This is a genomic window from Halobacillus sp. Marseille-Q1614, assembly GCF_902809865.1.
In the GTDB taxonomy this organism is placed as follows: domain Bacteria; phylum Bacillota; class Bacilli; order Bacillales; family Halobacillaceae; genus Halobacillus_A.
This window is the reverse complement of sequence record NZ_CADDWH010000001.1, coordinates 1,351,438-1,367,919: the sequence shown is the minus strand read 5'-3', so window position 1 is coordinate 1,367,919 and position 16,482 is coordinate 1,351,438. Positions and strand designations below refer to the sequence as shown.

Genomic DNA, 16,482 nt, shown 5'->3' with positions numbered 1-16,482 from the left:
GGAGGATGAGTTGATGAAAATTTCAAATGAAACCATTTATAATGAAAATGGATACAGATTACATATTTTACCCAGCAAAAAGTATAAAACCGTATCCATTGTTGCGAAAATGAAAGCTCCACTTCAACGAGAGGGAATTACTGAACGTGCCCTTCTGCCGCATGTCCTGCAAAAAGCGACGAGCAGGCATCCTGAAACCCGTAAGCTGCAGTCTGCGTTAGAAAATTTATATGGCACGGGCTTTTCCAGTGATGGAACGAAAAAAGGTGAGAATCATATTTTGTCTTTCCGCATGGAAGTCGTGAATGAAGCTTATCTATCGGATAAGGAACCTATTTTTGAAAAAGCACTGGAAATATTCAGTGACGTTCTTTTCCGGCCAAAAGTTGAGCATAATGCATTTGATGAAAAAATCGTAAGCCGTGAAAAGCAGACTCTTGAACAAAAAATTACGTCCATTAAAGATGATAAGATGAGCTATGCGAATATGAGACTGATTGATCACATGTGTGACGGAGAGGCATACTCTTACCATGTCCATGGCTATCTTGAAGATTTTAAAGATATTACAGCAAAAAGCCTTCATGAATATTATCAGGCGATGATTAACCGTGATCAGCTGGATGTTTACATTATTGGCGATATAGACGAGTCAGAGATCAAATCTATGGCTGATAAATTCTTCTCAAGAAAATCCGTAAAAGAAAATCATACGAAGACTGAAAATAATACCATTTCTGCAAAGGGTAAGGTTAATGAAGTCATTGAAAGAGAAGATGTCAATCAAGGGAAGCTCCATATTGGCTATCGGACAAATATTACTTTTGGGGATGACGACTATTTTGCTCTTCAAGTGTTTAACGGGCTGTTCGGCGGTTTTCCGAGTTCAAAACTATTTATGAATGTTCGTGAGAAGCACAGCTTAGCCTATTATGCGGCTTCTCGTTTTGAAAGCCACAAAGGTCTCCTGCTAGTTTTCAGCGGGGTTGACCCTAAAGATTTTGATCAGGCGAAATCCATTATTCTTGAACAGATGCAGGCGATGCAAGAAGGTGATTTTACTGAAGGTGACGTGGAAAGTTCCAAAGAGCAGGTTGTCAACCAGCTTCAGGAAACAATGGATCACGCGAGCGGCTTAATTGAAGTGCTGTATCACCAAATGCTTTCAGGCACAGACATTCCTGCAGAAACTATTTTTAATAACGTGCGTAATGTTACGAAAGAAGATGTAGTGAATGTGGCTAATAAAATAGAACTTGATACTGTCTACTTCTTAACGAGCCAAGAAGGAGGGGAATCGTAATGGAAGAATTGGTATACCAGCAGTTAAACGAAAAAGTATACAAAGAAACGATGGATAATGGGCTGCAGGTGTTCTTGCTGTCCAAACCGGAAATGGCCAAAACATACGGAATTTTTACTACGAACTATGGGTCGATTGACCAGACGTTCACTCCGATTGGCCAGGATAAAGAAACAACCGTACCTGAAGGGATTGCGCACTTCCTTGAGCACAAGCTGTTTGAAAAAGAGGATCGTGATGTGTTTCAGGATTTTACTCAGCTCGGTGCGTCGGCTAATGCCTTCACTTCCTTTACGAAGACGGCTTACTTGTTCTCGGCTACAAGCCATATTGAAAAAAATGTCCAGACCCTACTTGATTTTGTTCAGGATCCTTACTTTTCAAAGGAAAGTGTTGATAAGGAAAAAGGAATTATCGCCCAGGAAATCCGCATGTATGATGACCAGCCGGACTGGAGAGCTTTTTTTGGTACGATTCAAAGCCTTTATGAAAAGCATCCGGTTAAAGTGGACATAGCGGGAACGGTCGACTCCATTCAGGAAATTACAAAAGATGATTTGTATACTTGCTATGAAACCTTCTATCATCCTTCGAACATGGTTCTTTTTATAGCGGGTAATTTTGAGCCGGAAAGTATGATCAGACTAATACGGGATAACCAAAACAGCAAGTCATTTAAAAAGGCTCCGGAAATTAAGCGTTCTTACCCGGAAGAACCCGTTTCAGCCGCTAAAGCGGAAGATGCGATTACGATGCCTGTGACCACGGCAAAAGCGATGGTAGGTGTAAAAGAAGATGTTTCTTCACTGACAGGTGAAGAGCTTCTGCGTGCTGAACTGCTTTCAGGGATGGTCCTCGACTTTTATTTCTCAAAAAGCGGGGAGTTTTATGAAGAGCTGTATAACGCAGATCTTATCGATGACAGCTTTCAATTTGAGACAGAGCTCGACCGCCAGTTTGGTTTTACCATTTTAGGTGGAGATTCGAGAAAACCTGATGAGCTTGCCAAACGTATAAAAGAAATGCTGCATGTTCTTAAAGAGAAGAAAATTTCTGAAGAAGATTTCACAAGAATGAAGCGTAAAAAAATCGGCCAGTTTATGAGAGCGCTGAATTCTATGGAATTTATAGCCAATCAGTTTACGCACTATCACACGTTAGGTGTCGACTTATTTGATGTACTGCCTGTAATTGAATCTTTAACGGCTCAGGAAGCGGATCAATATGTAGAACACTGGATTAAAGAAGAAAGAATTTCTGTCTTCCAGGTGAAACCTCAGGAAAATGAATAAAAAATGCTTAATCATTGGAGGGAGCGGAGACATCGGATTCTCTACAGCCAAACTGCTGGCAGACGAAGGGATGAACGTTGCCCTCCAGTATTTTTCCAATAAAGAAAAAATCGACCGCAAAAAAGACACGATCAACCCAGATAGATGGATCGGCGCTTATTACGGTGAACTGTCGACGATGGAAGGAATCGAAAGCTTTCTTGATTCCGTTCCTGACGATTGGGACATGCTTGTGTTTGCACCGGGTAATCATATTTTGAGCCTGCATCAGGATGTCTCCTATGAGGTTATGGATAAGCTTTATTACGTGCATGTCAAAGCTCTCTGGATGCTGACCAAAAAGCTGCTGCCTCCTATGATTCGCAAAAAGGAAGGCTGCATCGTCGTGGTATCCTCTGTCTGGGGAGAAGAAGGAGCCAGCCTTGAAGCTGTTTACAGCTCAGTAAAAGGGGCGCAGATCAGCTTTGTAAAGGGTCTGGCCAAAGAAACCGGCCCAAGCGGAATCAGGGTGAATGCGGTCACCCCTGGTTTTATTGACACACCGATGAATCAAATTATCTCAAGTGAAGATAAAAAAATGATCACAGAAGAAATTCCGCTCGGCCGTCTTGGAACAAGTGAGGAAGTCGCTAAAGCCATCTTCTACTTATTGAATGATGCTTCAAGCTATGTAACCGGACACGTGTTAAAAGTTAATGGCGGGTGGTACTAAATTTGTGTATATTATCTTTTCGATCGCTCATACTAAGGTTGATCAAAACATCCTTAGGAGGTAGACATCATGTCCGTACTAGAAAATTTTGATTCCTGGAAAGATTTCCTTGGAGATCGTTTGCATCAAGCTCAAGGACAAGGCATGGATGAAAGAACTGTTAATGAATTAGCTTACGAAATCGGTGGATACTTAGCAACAGAAGTAGATGCTAAAAATGGTCAAGAAGCCGTTTTAAGAGAGCTGTGGAATGTTGCCGATGAACAGGAACAGCACGCAATCGCTAACATGATGGTTAAACTTGTCCAAAACGAAGGCAATCAGCCTAAATAAAAATGGGAAAACCGTACAGATTTTGAGCTGTGCGGTTTTTCATTAATTTTTAATCTGTTTGCAGACTTTTCTATTAGAGTAAAATCATTTATGATATAACAAGAGTAGCTATTTTATTTTTGCAAACTTCGACATTTTCTGCCTGAGGAGATGGATCATGGAAAAGAAAGAATGGTATTTAGAATATGAGATCCAGTATAACCGTCCTGGACTCCTGGGAGATATATCATCATTATTGGGAATGATGGCTATTAATATCGTCACGATCAACGGTGTTGAGAATTCGCACCGGGGAATGCTTTTGCTTTGTAAAAGTGAAGATCAGATCATTCGTCTGCGTTCCATATTAAATACGATGGATACAATTAAGGTTACTAAACTTCGCAGGCCAAAACTTCGGGACCGTTTGGCTGTACGTCATGGCCGGTACATACATAGTGATGTGGATGATAAAAAGACGTTCCGTTTTAACCGGGAGGATTTAGGTCTTCTCGTAGACTTTATGGCTGAACTGTTTATGAAAGAAGGCCATAAGCTGATCGGGATCCGTGGAATGCCCCGCGTTGGAAAAACGGAATCAGTAGTGGCTTCAAGTGTCTGTGCGAATAAGAAGTGGCTGTTTGTATCAAGCACGCTGCTTAAGCAGACTGTTAGAAATCAATTAATTGAAGAAGAATACAATGAAGACTATCTCTATATTATAGATGGGATCGTTTCTGCAAAAAGAGCGAGTGAACAGCATTGGCAGTTAGTTCGGGAAATCATGAGACTGCCGGCGACTAAAGTAATTGAACACCCTGATATTTTCGTCCAGCAGACTGAATATAAAATGAGTGACTTCGACTACATTATCGAGCTTAGAAATAATGCAGATGAAGAAATTACGTACGAGCCGGTAGAAAAGCAAAAGATGCCGAACGATGGTTTCTCTATGTTTGACTTTTAATAATGGATGGTGTTAGTAATGGAAATAGGTGAACGCCTGAAAGAGGCGAGAGAAGCTAAGAAGCTGTCGCTTGAAGAAGTTCAGCAGAAGACGAAAATTCAAAAGCGATACCTTCAGGCTATCGAAAAAAATGAATTTGGGATCCTGCCAGGCAAGTTTTATACCCGCGCCTTTATTAGGGAATATGCCTCAGCCGTTGGATTAGACCCAGAAAAGGTTATGGAGGAGCATAAATCAGAACTCCCTTCTACAGAAGAAGAACAGGTGATCACCCACAGCCGTGTCCAGCGCGCGAAGACTGAAGGGTCCGTAGGAAAACCAGGCGGAGGCAGTCTTTCAAAAGCCTTTCCTACTTTGATTACAATTGTACTTATAATAGGCGCCTTGTTCGTTGCCTGGTTTTTTATTATGCAGATTACAGAGCCCGACAGCGGAACGACGGACAGTCAGAGTGAAGATCAAGTGAATGTCACCTCATCAGATACGGGTGAAGGAGCATCTGATGAAGAGGGATCCGGCTCTGGAGAATCCGAAAAAAACAGAGGAGATGCGGCTGAGGAAGAAGATGAGCAAGAATCTCAGGAAGAAGAAGCTGAAGAGCCTCAATTGGAAATTTCCCTGGCTGAAACAGGGACAGGCGGATTCCCGGAACACGTCTATGAAGTGACGGGCACAGTAGAGCGTGAATTGAAAATTGAGTTTGAAGGAGATACGTATCTCGAAGTACAGGCACCTAAAGGTGGAGAAAATCTGGTTGATCCTATAACGTATACCTCAGAAGATGACACGATTACACAGGACATAAGTGACTATAAAGAGGTTTATGTGCGCACCGGGTCTGTTCCTGGCCTTAAGGTATACATTAATGATGAAGAAATAGAATTTCCAGCAGACAACTTAACTCAAAAGCTTTTAATTAAATTCGAAGAATAACGATTAAGCTGTCCTACAATGTGGTAAGGACAGCTTTAACTATGTTAGTAAAGGAAGTGCTTATGTAAAATGAATTTACCTAATAAAATTACTTTATCAAGAATCGCATTAATTCCTGTTTTTATCATTCTTATGAGTGTGCCTTTTGAATGGGGAAGCATCACCATGGGGGAAGAGGAACTCCCTGTTTCTCATCTGGCAGGGGCTATACTATTCATTATTGCATCGACAACTGACTGGATTGACGGGTACATCGCCAGAAAGTATAACCTCGTCACCAACTTAGGGAAATTTCTTGATCCTTTAGCTGACAAACTTCTTGTTAGTGCTGCATTGATTTTGTTAGTAGAAATCGGCCTGGCTCCAGCTTGGATCGTTATTTTCATTATTAGCCGCGAATTTGCGGTTACCGGTCTGCGTTTAGTTGCCGCAGGTGAGGGTAGTGTACTAGCAGCCAGTCAAATGGGGAAACTCAAAACATGGATTCAGATTGTTTCAATTTCTCTGCTGCTGCTGCACAATTGGCCTTTTGCATATATTGGATTTCCGATGGGGACGATCAGCTTATATGCGGCTCTGCTCATCACGATATATTCCGGATATGATTATTTCGCTAAAAACTGGCATGTAATGAGGGATTCCAAGTGAGAGCTGAAATCGTAGGCGTAGGTACTGAAATTCTCCTCGGGCAAATTGCTAATACAAATGCCCAGTGGATCTCAAAAGAACTGGCCCATTACGGCATCTCTGTTTATTTCCACAGCGCGGTAGGAGATAATTTGGAACGCGTTGTTCAGACATTTGAACAGGCGGGTGCTCGATCAGACATCGTGATCATTACAGGTGGTCTTGGTCCAACGGAAGATGATTTAACGAGAGATGCAGCGAGCATGCTTTTTCAAACTTCTTTAAAAGAAGATGAAAAAGCCATGTCGAAAATAGAAGAGTACTTTAAAAAGAACAGCCGCACGATGACTGAGAATAATCGTAAACAGGCCCTCGTCTTGGATGGGTCCGTCGTCCTCCAGAATGATGAAGGTATGGCGCCCGGCCAGATGTATCACTTTAAGGATACTTTGTATATATTTTTACCAGGCGTGCCTTCAGAAATGAAGCGGCTGATGAGTGAACAGGTATTTCCGTATTTAGTCCATAACTATCAACTGGAGTCAGAAATAAAATCAGAAATGCTCCGCTTTGTAGGCATCGGTGAGTCAAAGCTTGAACATGAACTGCAGGACCTGATCAGCCAGCAGAGCAACCCGACAATCGCTCCTCTTGCAGGAGAAGGCGATGTGGCTATTCGGCTGACAGCATCAGGACCTGAGGCAGCCGAACTGCTGGCTTCGCTAAAGAGCGAAATATTGCAGCGGGTCGGCTCTCACTACTTTGGAAGTGACAGCATTACGGTGGAAGAAGCCGTTCAAGATATTTTAGTTCAAAAAGGATTAAAAGCGGGATCAGCCGAAAGTTTAACTGGGGGAAAATTTATTGAGAAGCTGATTTCCTTAAAAGGAGCCTCCTCCATTTGTGAAGGCGGGCTTGTTGCTTACACACCATCTGCCAAAAAATCGATACTTAAAATACCTGCAGAAATTATTGAAACTTACGGAACGGTAAGTGAGGAATGTGCAGCGAAAATGGCAGAGAACGCTCAAAAGCTCCTGGATGTAGATATTGCTGTTAGTTTTACAGGTGTTGCCGGTCCTGCTGAAAGTGAAGGGCATAAACCCGGTCTAGTCTATATAGGATTAAAAGCGCAGGACGCTCCGGCATCTGTCTTTAGGTATTATTTTGATGGCAGCAGGGATAAGATTAGAGGCCGGGCGGTTATTAAAGGCTATGAACTTCTTTTTAATTATTTAAAAAACGCAGAATGAACACCGGTGCAGGCGTCTTTTTTCGATTTTAAGCAAGTGATTCTTCAAAAATGGACAGTCAAGCAGCAATAAAAAAGGGAACATTTATTCGCTTTTTGGTTGGCAAATCGAAAAAAAAGAGGTATGATAGATTTAGAAATCCGGAAAGGGGAATCATTTTGAGTGATCGTAAACAAGCCTTAGATATGGCGTTAAGACAAATTGAAAAACAGTTCGGTAAAGGTTCCATCATGAAGCTTGGAGAACAAGCAGAACAAAGAGTAAGCACAGTTTCCAGCGGATCGCTCGCCCTCGATGTAGCACTAGGTGTCGGCGGTTATCCACGCGGAAGAATTGTTGAAATATATGGACCAGAATCTTCTGGTAAAACTACAGTAGCGCTGCATGCGATTGCCGAAGCGCAAAGACAAGGCGGACAAGCCGCATTTATCGATGCGGAGCATGCGCTTGACCCTGTCTATGCGAGAGCCCTGGGTGTAGATATTGAGGAGCTGCTGTTATCCCAGCCAGATACAGGGGAACAGGCGCTTGAAATCGCAGAAGCCCTCGTACGAAGCGGTGCCGTTGACATGGTGGTTATCGACTCTGTAGCTGCTTTAGTACCAAAAGCCGAGATTGAAGGCGAAATGGGAGATTCACACGTTGGTCTTCAGGCCCGTTTAATGTCCCAGGCTTTAAGAAAGCTGTCTGGAGCGATTAACAAGTCGAAAACGACGGCTATATTTATCAACCAGATCCGTGAAAAAGTAGGGGTCATGTTCGGTAACCCTGAAACCACTCCTGGCGGACGTGCGCTTAAATTCTACTCATCTGTGAGACTTGAAGTGCGCCGTGCGGAGACTTTAAAACAGGGTGACGAAATGGTCGGGAATAAAACCCGCCTGAAAGTTGTGAAGAACAAAGTTGCACCTCCGTTTAAGAAAGCGGAAGTAGACATTATGTATGGAGAAGGAATCTCCAGAGAAGGAGAACTTCTTGATATCGGTTCTGATTTAGATATTATTCAAAAGAGCGGATCCTGGTACTCTTATAATGATGAGAGATTGGGACAGGGACGTGAGAATGCAAAGCAGTACCTAAAAGAAAATGAGGACGTTTATCAAGAAATTAAGGCATTAGTGCGTGCTCATTATGAAATGGATGGCCCTGCTGCTGAGGAGCCTAAAGAGGAAAACCAGGAATCACTGGACGTATAAGGCAAAATATAAAGCAGGTTTGCATTTCTATGCAGACTTGCTTTTTTATGAAGTTTTAAATTGACAGATTTTTTTAAATTTTTCGTGTAAAAGAAGAACTAATATGACGATTCCTTGACAATACTTAGCGTCAAGCATAAAATGAATGTGTATCATTTTCATATTTATCCCTTTTATTCTAATGTAATGAAACTGAAAATGAATCGTTTGTACATGCCGACAAACGGACCAAGTTTATAGCAAGAGGAGGTGAAACAATGGATATGTTATCCATCATCTTCATTTTGCTTGCCCTTATCATCGGTTCTGTTGTTGGTTATCTAATTCGGAAGTCTATTGCGGAAGCTAAAATTTCTAGCGCAGAAGAGCTTGCCAGGCAGATAGTGGAAGAAGGCCGTCGCAATGCTGATTCTGCGAAAAAGGAAGCGCTTCTTGAGGCGAAAGAAGAGAATCAGAGATTTCGCCAGGAAGCTGAAAATGAAATTCGTGAGCGCCGCTTGGAACTGCAAAAAACTGAAAATCGTTTAACTCAGAAAGAAGAGAATCTTGATCGTAAGAGTGGAACGCTGGATCAACGTGATTTATCACTCGAGAAGAAAGAGGGGACTCTTGCCGAAAGACAACAACAAATTGAAGAAATGGAAAGCAAAGTGAAAGCGATGCTTCAAAAGCAGGAAGCAGAACTTGAACGCATCTCCGGCTTAACAGCTGACCAGGCAAAACAAGTGATTCTTGAACGAGTAGAGCAAGAAGTTTCTCATGAGTCAGCGCTGATGGTCAAAGAGGCTGAGAACCGTGCCAGAGAAGAAGCGGATAAGAAGGCTAAGAACATTCTTTCTCTAGCGCTGCAGCGTTGCGCCGCAGATCATGTGGCAGAAACCACTGTTTCTGTCGTCAACCTGCCAAACGACGAAATGAAAGGTCGTATTATCGGTCGTGAGGGTCGTAACATCCGTACACTTGAAACGCTTACTGGTATAGATTTAATTATCGATGATACTCCAGAAGCCGTTATTTTATCAGGATTTGATCCGATTCGCCGTGAAATCGCCCGTTTAGCCCTAGAGAAATTAGTCCAGGATGGCCGTATTCACCCGGCTAGAATCGAAGAAATGGTAGATAAGTCCCGACGTGAAGTGGACGACTATATTCGAGAAGTCGGCGAAGAGACCACCTTTGAAATTGGAGTACATGGTCTCCATCCGGACCTTGTCAAAATCCTTGGCCGTTTGAAATATCGTACAAGCTATGGCCAGAACGTTCTGAAGCACTCAACGGAAGTGGCTTACTTATCCGGGCTTTTAGCAGCTGAACTTGGTGAAGATGAAACGATGGCTCGCCGTGCCGGTTTACTTCACGACATAGGTAAGGCGATCGACCACGAAGTAGAAGGAAGTCACGTTGAGATCGGGAAAGAATTAGCGACGAAGTATAAAGAGCACGATATTGTCGTCAACGCAATTGCTTCCCACCACGGGGATGAAGAACCTACATCTGTGATCGCTGTGATTGTTGCCGCGGCTGATGCCTTATCGGCTGCACGTCCAGGAGCTCGAAGTGAAACATTAGAGAATTATATCAAGCGTTTAGAAAAGCTTGAAGAAATCTCTGAATCCTACGAAGGTGTCGAAAAATCCTTCGCAATTCAAGCAGGACGTGAAGTACGAATCATCGTCCGCCCTGATGAAATCGACGATCTGGCGGCGACCAGCTTAGCGCGTGATATTCGAAACCGTATCGAAGGCGAGCTCGAATACCCCGGACATATTAAAGTCACGGTCATTCGCGAAACACGTTCAGTAGAATATGCCAAATAAGAAATGAAGCGGTCTGATAAGATCGCTTCATTTTCTGTTTAATCCTATTATGATGGAGGGAATGGAAAGATGAGGATTTTATTTATTGGAGATGTAGTAGGATCCCCTGGCAGAAACATGGTGGATGAATACCTGCCGAAATTAAAACAGAAATTTCAGCCGTCCGTTACGATTATTAACGGTGAGAATGCTGCAGCAGGTAAAGGAATTAATGAAAAAATTTATCGCAGATTTTTAGAAAAAGGTGCACAGGCGGTCACACTGGGGAATCACGCCTGGGACAAAAAAGAAATCTTTGACTTTATCGACGACGCCGAATATCTCGTTCGGCCGGCAAATTACCCGGAAGGCGCTCCTGGTAAAGGAATGACTTTTATTAAAACACCTAAAGGGGAAGTCGCCGTAATAAATATTCAAGGACGTACCTTTTTAGCACCAAACGATGATCCATTTAGAAAAGTTGATGAGCTGATAGAAGAGGCAAGAAAAAGAACCTCTATCATCTTCGTTGATTTTCACGCGGAAACTACGAGCGAGAAGCAGGCAATGGGCTGGTATGTAGATGGAAGGGTGAGCGTCACGGTAGGAACACATACCCATGTGCAGACCGCAGATGAACGAATCCTGCCAGATGGGACAGCATACATCTCTGACGTTGGGATGACTGGACCATACGACGGCATTCTAGGCATGGAGCGGGAAGCTGTCATGAAACGGTTTTTAACCAATCTTCCTGTCCGCTTTGAAGTTCCAAAAGACGGCAGGACTCAATTTAGCGGTGTTCTGATTGATATCGATGAAAATACAGGACAAGCCGAGAAAATTCAGCGGATTCAGATCAACGACGATCATCCATTTTTTTCTTGATTATTTGAATTTTGCGAAAAGTTCCTGCATAATGAAAAGGGAATATTCTACATCTCCAAGAATATAGTGGTTATGGAACAACTATAGTGAATGAAGGAGGAGCTAGTAATGGAAGTATTAAAAGTATCAGCTAAATCCGTACCTAATTCAGTAGCAGGAGCTCTGGCAAATGTAGTAAGAGAACGGGGAACAGCAGAAATACAGGCCATTGGAGCAGGTGCTTTGAACCAGGCCGTTAAAGCAGTAGCGATTGCTCGCGGTTTTGTCGCACCTAGTGGAATAGACCTTATATGCATTCCTGCCTTTACCGATATCTTAATTGATGAGGAGGAACGTACAGCGATCAAGCTGATTATTGAACCTCGTTAAAAATTTTATAATAAATAAAAACCCCGCCGTATTCTTACTAACAAGGATGCGGTTTTTTTTGTGTTCATATGTTTTTTTCCAGTGGACATGTATGCTTGCGAATTAATTCTGTCATGATAGAATTATGTGTATACAAGGAAATTTTCTTGTTATGTATAAAAAGGGGTGTTCACTGTGAACGGAAATATGAAAGCGATTGTTAAACATCACCGCGGACCGGGCGCCCAATTGCAAGAGGTCCCTATTCCAGAAATCAGCGAGGATGAAGTACTAATAAAAGTGAAAGCTACATCCATCTGCGGAACGGATGTACATATATATAACTGGGATGAATGGTCAGCGAGCCGTGTTCATCCCCCTTACGTCTTCGGGCACGAGTTTTCCGGAGAAGTGGTTGAAGTGGGAGAAATAGTTTCGAACTATCAGCCTGGAGATTATGTAAGTGCCGAAACGCATTTAATTTGCGGTCACTGTCCACAATGTTTAGTCGGGCAGTACCATATTTGTGAAAACACTAAAATCATTGGTGTGGACACACAAGGGTGTTTTGCAGAATACGTAGCCCTTCCGGCTTCCAATCTGTGGAGAAACCCGGCTGACATGCCGTCCGACATCGCTTCCATTCAAGAGCCGATGGGAAATGCGGTTCACACGGTTCTTAATGGAGAAGTGGCCGGTATGTCAGTAGCTGTCATCGGCTGCGGGCCAATAGGGTTAATGGCTGCAGGGGTAGCAAAAGCAGCCGGAGCTTCTCAGGTCCTTGCGATCGATTTAAATCCTTATCGTTTAGAACTGGCAAAAGAGATGGGAGCGACGACAATCATCCATGCTGGGGAGCAGGATCCAGTTGATGAGGCCCGGCGTTTAACAAACGGCCACGGCGTCGATGTCATCTGCGAAATGAGCGGACACCCTGTGGCGATGGACCAGGGATTTAAGATGGTAACAAACGGTGGAAGAGTTTCAATTTTAAGCCTGCCGACACAACCGGTAACCCTTGATGTTACAAACGATATTGTCTTTAAAGGAATCACGGTGCAAGGTATTACCGGAAGAAAAATGTATGAAACATGGCAGCAGGTATCAAGACTGCTTCACTCCGGGCAAGTGAATGTTGAGCCGATGATTACCCACCATTTATCACTGGCAGAGTTTGAAAAAGGATTTCAGTTAATGAATGAAGGCAAATGCGGTAAAGTAGTATTACATCCTTAAAACTAAGGATTGAGTAAAAAATGAGTGAGGAATTTTGGTTCTTCGTTCACAAAATCGAGTAATTTCCCTTCCTTTGTGCTTCTAATTAATATTAGTGATAATGAGAAATCAACTCAAAAAAGTAAACAGAACCATAATTAAAGGAGGATTCGTTTTTATGAAAGGATTCGAATATTTACAAGAGCAATTAGATGAAATGAAAAATGAAGGCACGTTCCGCACGCTGATCCCGCTTGAGTCTGCTCAACGCTCTAAAGTAAAAATCAAAGGGAAAGAAGTTATTCAGCTGTCTTCCAATAACTACTTAGGTTTAACTTCCCATTCTAAAATGGTGGAAGCTGCAGAGAAAGCGAACAAAGAATACGGTGTTGGAACAGGATCTGTTCGTACGATTGCCGGAACGCTGCAAATGCATGAAGACTTCGAGAAAAAGCTTGCCAAATTTAAACATACAGAAGCAGCACTTGTATTCCAATCCGGTTTTACAACAAACCAAGGAATCTTATCTTCCATCTTAACTAATCAGGATGTCGTGATTTCCGATGAGTTAAACCATGCTTCCATTATTGATGGAATCCGTTTAACGAAAGCCGGCCGTAAAATTTACAAGCACGTGGATATGGATTCCTTAGAGCAGGCGTTAAAAGAAAGCTCCGACTATCGTACCAAGCTGATCGTAACGGACGGCGTCTTTTCTATGGATGGAAACATCGCTCCGCTTCCACAGATCGTTGAGCTTGCTGAAAAGTATGGAGCGCTTGTTATGGTTGATGATGCTCATGCCAGCGGTGTGCTTGGAGAAAACGGGCGCGGTACGGTCAATCACTTCGGATTGGATGGACGTGTGCATATCCAGGTTGGGACATTAAGTAAAGCGATTGGTGTGCTCGGCGGTTATGTGGCGAGTACGCAGACGCTTCGTGAGTACTTAATCCATAAAGGCCGTCCTTTCCTATTCAGTACTTCACATCCGCCTGCTGTAACTGCAGCGAACGATGCTGCGATCGATGTCCTGCTCGATGAGCCTGAGCTGATCGATAAGCTTTGGGATAACACGAAGTTCTTTAAAGAAGGGCTGGAGGAGTTAGGGTTTGATACAGGAATCAGCGAGACTCCTGTTACTCCTGTAATGATCGGTGATGACGCGCTTACTCATAAATTCTCTGATGAATTGTTTGAAGAAGGTGTCTTTGCGCAAGGAATCGTCTTCCCGACCGTTCAGCGTGGAAAAGGAAGAATTCGGACCATCGTAACGGCGGAACATTCCAAAGAAGAACTGCAGGAAGCTTTAAGTGCCTTTAAAAAAGTAGGCAAAAAGCTGAATATTATCTAATCGTAAAGAACCACAATGATTTTCTTTCATTGTGGTTTTTTATAGAGATTAACAATTTAATGTCTACCTCTTAAAAAGTATGTCAAATACTGATATAATAAGACAGTTACAAGCTCTGTCTGAAAGGAGATCGCAATGAACGAACAACAGCGAAAAGAGATGTCACAAATTCGCCAGGAGAAGCCAGCGGACGTAAAATCCGATGAGGACAATCTAAAGCGAATTAAAGAAAAAACAAGCGAAGACTTTATGAAATATTTTGAGACAACCTATCAGCCTCCATCTTTAAGAAAAGCTCAGCGCCGTCGTAAGGAAGATGTTAAGATTCACTACGACTTTAAAATACCTGAAGATATGGATGGAGTAGGGAAAGGCCGTAAATACATGATTCGCACGTATGGCTGCCAGATGAACGAGCATGATACGGAAATCATGGCGGGTATTTTTGAAGAAATGGGATATGAGTCAACAACAGATACTAAAGAAGCCGATATTATTCTGCTGAATACATGTGCAATCCGTGAAAATGCGGAAAATAAAGTATTCGGTGAAATCGGTCACTTAAAGCCGTTAAAACTTGAGAATCCTGATCTTATCATTGGGGTCTGCGGATGTATGTCCCAGGAAGAATCAGTTGTTAACCGCATTTTGAAAAAACACCCGTTCATTGATTTAATTTTCGGTACGCACAATATCCACCGTCTGCCGCAGCTTGTCAAAGAAGCGATGTTCGGAAAAGAAATGGTTATTGATGTATGGTCTAAAGAAGGGGACATTATTGAAAACCTTCCACGATCCCGTAAAGGAAAAATTAAAGGCTGGGTTAATATCATGTACGGCTGTGATAAGTTCTGTACGTACTGTATCGTCCCATATACACGAGGGAAGGAACGAAGCCGCCTGCCTGAAGATATTATTCAAGAAGTACGCCATCTGGCCGCTCAAGGGTATAAAGAAGTCACATTACTGGGTCAAAATGTAAACGCTTATGGAAAAGATCTTGATATCGATTACGGATTAGGAGATTTAATGGATGAATTACGAGCCATTGATATTCCAAGGGTGCGATTTACGACTTCACATCCCCGCGACTTTGATGATCGTTTAATCGAAGTGCTGTCTAAAGGCGGTAACATGCTGGATCATATTCATTTGCCTGTCCAATCGGGAAACTCCGATATATTAAAAATTATGGGGCGTAAATATTCGCGTGAAGAATACTTAAAACTAGTGAAGAAAATTCGTACCGCGATGCCGGAGGCGACTCTTACGACAGATATCATCGTCGGCTTCCCGAATGAAACAGAAGAACAGTTTGAGGATACTCTGTCTCTTGTAGAAGAAGTAGGATTCGAAGCGGCTTATACGTTTATTTATTCACCTCGTGATGGTACTCCTGCGGCCCGCATGAGTGATAATGTTTCCATGGAAGTGAAAAAAGAAAGACTCCAGCGCTTGAATAAGATCGTCAATCAGCAGGCTGCTGACTCCATGAAGAAATATGAGGGTGAAGTCGTAGAAGTATTAGTCGAAGGGGAAAGTAAAAAAAATAAAGATGTTCTTGCCGGCTATACGAAGAGAAATAAAATGGTTAATTTCAGAGGACCGCGTTCTTCCATCGGCCAGCTGGTAAAGGTAAAAATTACAGAAGCTAAAACCTGGTCTCTAAACGGGGAAATGGTTGAAGAAACGATAGAGGTGAAATCATAATGGCTCAATATACGAGAAAACAAGTAGTAGATGAAGCTCATAAGCTGGCAAAAATGATTTCTGAAATTGAAGAAATCGACCGTTTTAAGAAGCTTGAAGCGAAGTTAAATGAAAATCAAAAGGTCCAGTCTCATATTAAGAAAATCAAGGCGCTTCAGAAGCAGGCCGTTAACTTTCAGGCTTATGGAAAAACCGAAGCACTAGAAAGAATTGAAAAAGAGATCGATCGTCTGCAGAATGAGTTAGATGCGATTCCGGTAGTTTCTGAATTTAAAGATACTCAGGTGCTCATAAACGATATTTTACAAATGATTTCAAGTACGATTTCCCGTGAAGTTACGAACGAAATTATTCGTTCTACAGGCGGAGATGTGCTCAGCGGCGAGACTGGTTCAAAAAAAAGTAATGGCGCTTGTAGCTATTAAACCAAGGAATCCGTTAGATAACATTTTATCTAACGGATTTTTTTGTACAATTTTATAGGCTGGTGCATAGAATGGAATACAAACGTCCTTAGAAGTCATCGAGAATATATTCACCATTTGCCCAATTCCGCATAGGATGAGTGGTAGAATA

General features: G+C 42.5%; 16 protein-coding genes. All 16 read left to right on the top strand.

The annotated features are described in order from the left end of the window. The first annotated feature begins 13 nt into the window (after positions 1-13). The 16 genes from yfmF (at position 14) to HUS26_RS06805 (ending at position 16,331) form a co-directional block, all read left to right on the top strand. The gene (yfmF, locus tag HUS26_RS06880) at positions 14-1,303 is read left to right on the top strand and encodes an EF-P 5-aminopentanol modification-associated protein YfmF (RefSeq protein WP_173916451.1); all 1,290 of its coding nucleotides are present in this window, start codon (positions 14-16) and stop codon (positions 1,301-1,303) included. Continuing rightward, on the top strand, positions 1,303-2,595 hold the full coding sequence (gene yfmH / locus HUS26_RS06875) for an EF-P 5-aminopentanol modification-associated protein YfmH (protein WP_173916450.1): 1,293 nt from the start codon (positions 1,303-1,305) through the stop codon (positions 2,593-2,595). Before yfmF ends, yfmH begins: the two co-directional genes overlap by 1 nt. Continuing rightward, the gene (ymfI, locus tag HUS26_RS06870; RefSeq protein WP_173916449.1) at positions 2,588-3,307 is read left to right on the top strand and encodes an elongation factor P 5-aminopentanone reductase; all 720 of its coding nucleotides are present in this window, start codon (positions 2,588-2,590) and stop codon (positions 3,305-3,307) included. The genes yfmH and ymfI overlap by 8 nt, the downstream gene beginning before the upstream one ends. 69 nt (positions 3,308-3,376) lie before the next feature. After that, positions 3,377-3,640, top strand: coding sequence for a DUF3243 domain-containing protein (locus tag HUS26_RS06865; protein ID WP_173916448.1), 264 nt, complete (start codon positions 3,377-3,379; stop codon positions 3,638-3,640). Between the two features lie 157 nt (positions 3,641-3,797). After that, a complete protein-coding gene (locus HUS26_RS06860) occupies positions 3,798-4,586 on the top strand; it encodes a DUF3388 domain-containing protein (RefSeq protein ID WP_173916447.1) in 789 nt (262 codons plus the stop codon). Positions 4,587-4,604: 18 nt separating this feature from the next. Beyond that, a complete protein-coding gene (locus HUS26_RS06855) occupies positions 4,605-5,519 on the top strand; it encodes a RodZ family helix-turn-helix domain-containing protein (protein ID WP_173916446.1) in 915 nt (304 codons plus the stop codon). Positions 5,520-5,588: 69 nt separating this feature from the next. Beyond that, a complete protein-coding gene (gene pgsA, locus HUS26_RS06850) occupies positions 5,589-6,167 on the top strand; it encodes a CDP-diacylglycerol--glycerol-3-phosphate 3-phosphatidyltransferase (protein WP_173916445.1) in 579 nt (192 codons plus the stop codon). After that, the gene (locus HUS26_RS06845; protein WP_173916444.1) at positions 6,164-7,399 is read left to right on the top strand and encodes a competence/damage-inducible protein A; all 1,236 of its coding nucleotides are present in this window, start codon (positions 6,164-6,166) and stop codon (positions 7,397-7,399) included. Before pgsA ends, HUS26_RS06845 begins: the two co-directional genes overlap by 4 nt. Positions 7,400-7,557: 158 nt before the next feature. Next, positions 7,558-8,595, top strand: a complete 1,038-nt coding sequence (recA, locus tag HUS26_RS06840) for a recombinase RecA (RefSeq protein WP_173916443.1) — start codon at positions 7,558-7,560, stop codon at positions 8,593-8,595. A gap of 257 nt (positions 8,596-8,852) precedes the next feature. Then, the gene (gene rny / locus HUS26_RS06835; RefSeq protein ID WP_173916442.1) at positions 8,853-10,412 is read left to right on the top strand and encodes a ribonuclease Y; all 1,560 of its coding nucleotides are present in this window, start codon (positions 8,853-8,855) and stop codon (positions 10,410-10,412) included. 69 nt (positions 10,413-10,481) lie between these two features. Beyond that, the gene (locus HUS26_RS06830) at positions 10,482-11,279 is read left to right on the top strand and encodes a TIGR00282 family metallophosphoesterase (RefSeq protein WP_173916441.1); all 798 of its coding nucleotides are present in this window, start codon (positions 10,482-10,484) and stop codon (positions 11,277-11,279) included. Between the two features lie 108 nt (positions 11,280-11,387). Then, positions 11,388-11,648, top strand: coding sequence for a stage V sporulation protein S (locus HUS26_RS06825; RefSeq protein ID WP_173916440.1), 261 nt, complete (start codon positions 11,388-11,390; stop codon positions 11,646-11,648). A gap of 174 nt (positions 11,649-11,822) precedes the next feature. Then, a complete protein-coding gene (gene tdh / locus HUS26_RS06820) occupies positions 11,823-12,863 on the top strand; it encodes an L-threonine 3-dehydrogenase (protein ID WP_173916439.1) in 1,041 nt (346 codons plus the stop codon). 157 nt (positions 12,864-13,020) lie between these two features. Further along, positions 13,021-14,196 (top strand): glycine C-acetyltransferase, encoded by a 1,176-nt coding sequence (locus HUS26_RS06815; RefSeq protein ID WP_173916438.1) that lies wholly within the window; start codon positions 13,021-13,023, stop codon positions 14,194-14,196. A 135-nt stretch (positions 14,197-14,331) separates the two neighbouring features. Continuing rightward, complete coding sequence (gene miaB / locus HUS26_RS06810) at positions 14,332-15,906, top strand: tRNA (N6-isopentenyl adenosine(37)-C2)-methylthiotransferase MiaB (protein ID WP_173916437.1); 1,575 nt, start codon at positions 14,332-14,334, stop codon at positions 15,904-15,906. After that, positions 15,906-16,331, top strand: coding sequence for a RicAFT regulatory complex protein RicA family protein (locus HUS26_RS06805; protein ID WP_173916436.1), 426 nt, complete (start codon positions 15,906-15,908; stop codon positions 16,329-16,331). Before miaB ends, HUS26_RS06805 begins: the two co-directional genes overlap by 1 nt. Positions 16,332-16,482 lie beyond the last annotated feature (151 nt).

What these genes read in the sequence shown, in the direction of transcription:
- yfmF (WP_173916451.1), top strand. Translation starts at nt 14, where the DNA reads ATGAAAATTTCAAATGAAACCATTTATAATGAAAATGGATACAGATTA.
- yfmH (WP_173916450.1), top strand. Translation starts at nt 1,303, where the DNA reads ATGGAAGAATTGGTATACCAGCAGTTAAACGAAAAAGTATACAAAGAA.
- ymfI (WP_173916449.1), top strand. Translation starts at nt 2,588, where the DNA reads ATGAATAAAAAATGCTTAATCATTGGAGGGAGCGGAGACATCGGATTC.
- HUS26_RS06865 (WP_173916448.1), top strand. Translation starts at nt 3,377, where the DNA reads ATGTCCGTACTAGAAAATTTTGATTCCTGGAAAGATTTCCTTGGAGAT.
- HUS26_RS06860 (WP_173916447.1), top strand. Translation starts at nt 3,798, where the DNA reads ATGGAAAAGAAAGAATGGTATTTAGAATATGAGATCCAGTATAACCGT.
- HUS26_RS06855 (WP_173916446.1), top strand. Translation starts at nt 4,605, where the DNA reads ATGGAAATAGGTGAACGCCTGAAAGAGGCGAGAGAAGCTAAGAAGCTG.
- pgsA (WP_173916445.1), top strand. Translation starts at nt 5,589, where the DNA reads ATGAATTTACCTAATAAAATTACTTTATCAAGAATCGCATTAATTCCT.
- rny (WP_173916442.1), top strand. Translation starts at nt 8,853, where the DNA reads ATGGATATGTTATCCATCATCTTCATTTTGCTTGCCCTTATCATCGGT.
- HUS26_RS06830 (WP_173916441.1), top strand. Translation starts at nt 10,482, where the DNA reads ATGAGGATTTTATTTATTGGAGATGTAGTAGGATCCCCTGGCAGAAAC.
- HUS26_RS06825 (WP_173916440.1), top strand. Translation starts at nt 11,388, where the DNA reads ATGGAAGTATTAAAAGTATCAGCTAAATCCGTACCTAATTCAGTAGCA.
- HUS26_RS06815 (WP_173916438.1), top strand. Translation starts at nt 13,021, where the DNA reads ATGAAAGGATTCGAATATTTACAAGAGCAATTAGATGAAATGAAAAAT.
- miaB (WP_173916437.1), top strand. Translation starts at nt 14,332, where the DNA reads ATGAACGAACAACAGCGAAAAGAGATGTCACAAATTCGCCAGGAGAAG.
- HUS26_RS06805 (WP_173916436.1), top strand. Translation starts at nt 15,906, where the DNA reads ATGGCTCAATATACGAGAAAACAAGTAGTAGATGAAGCTCATAAGCTG.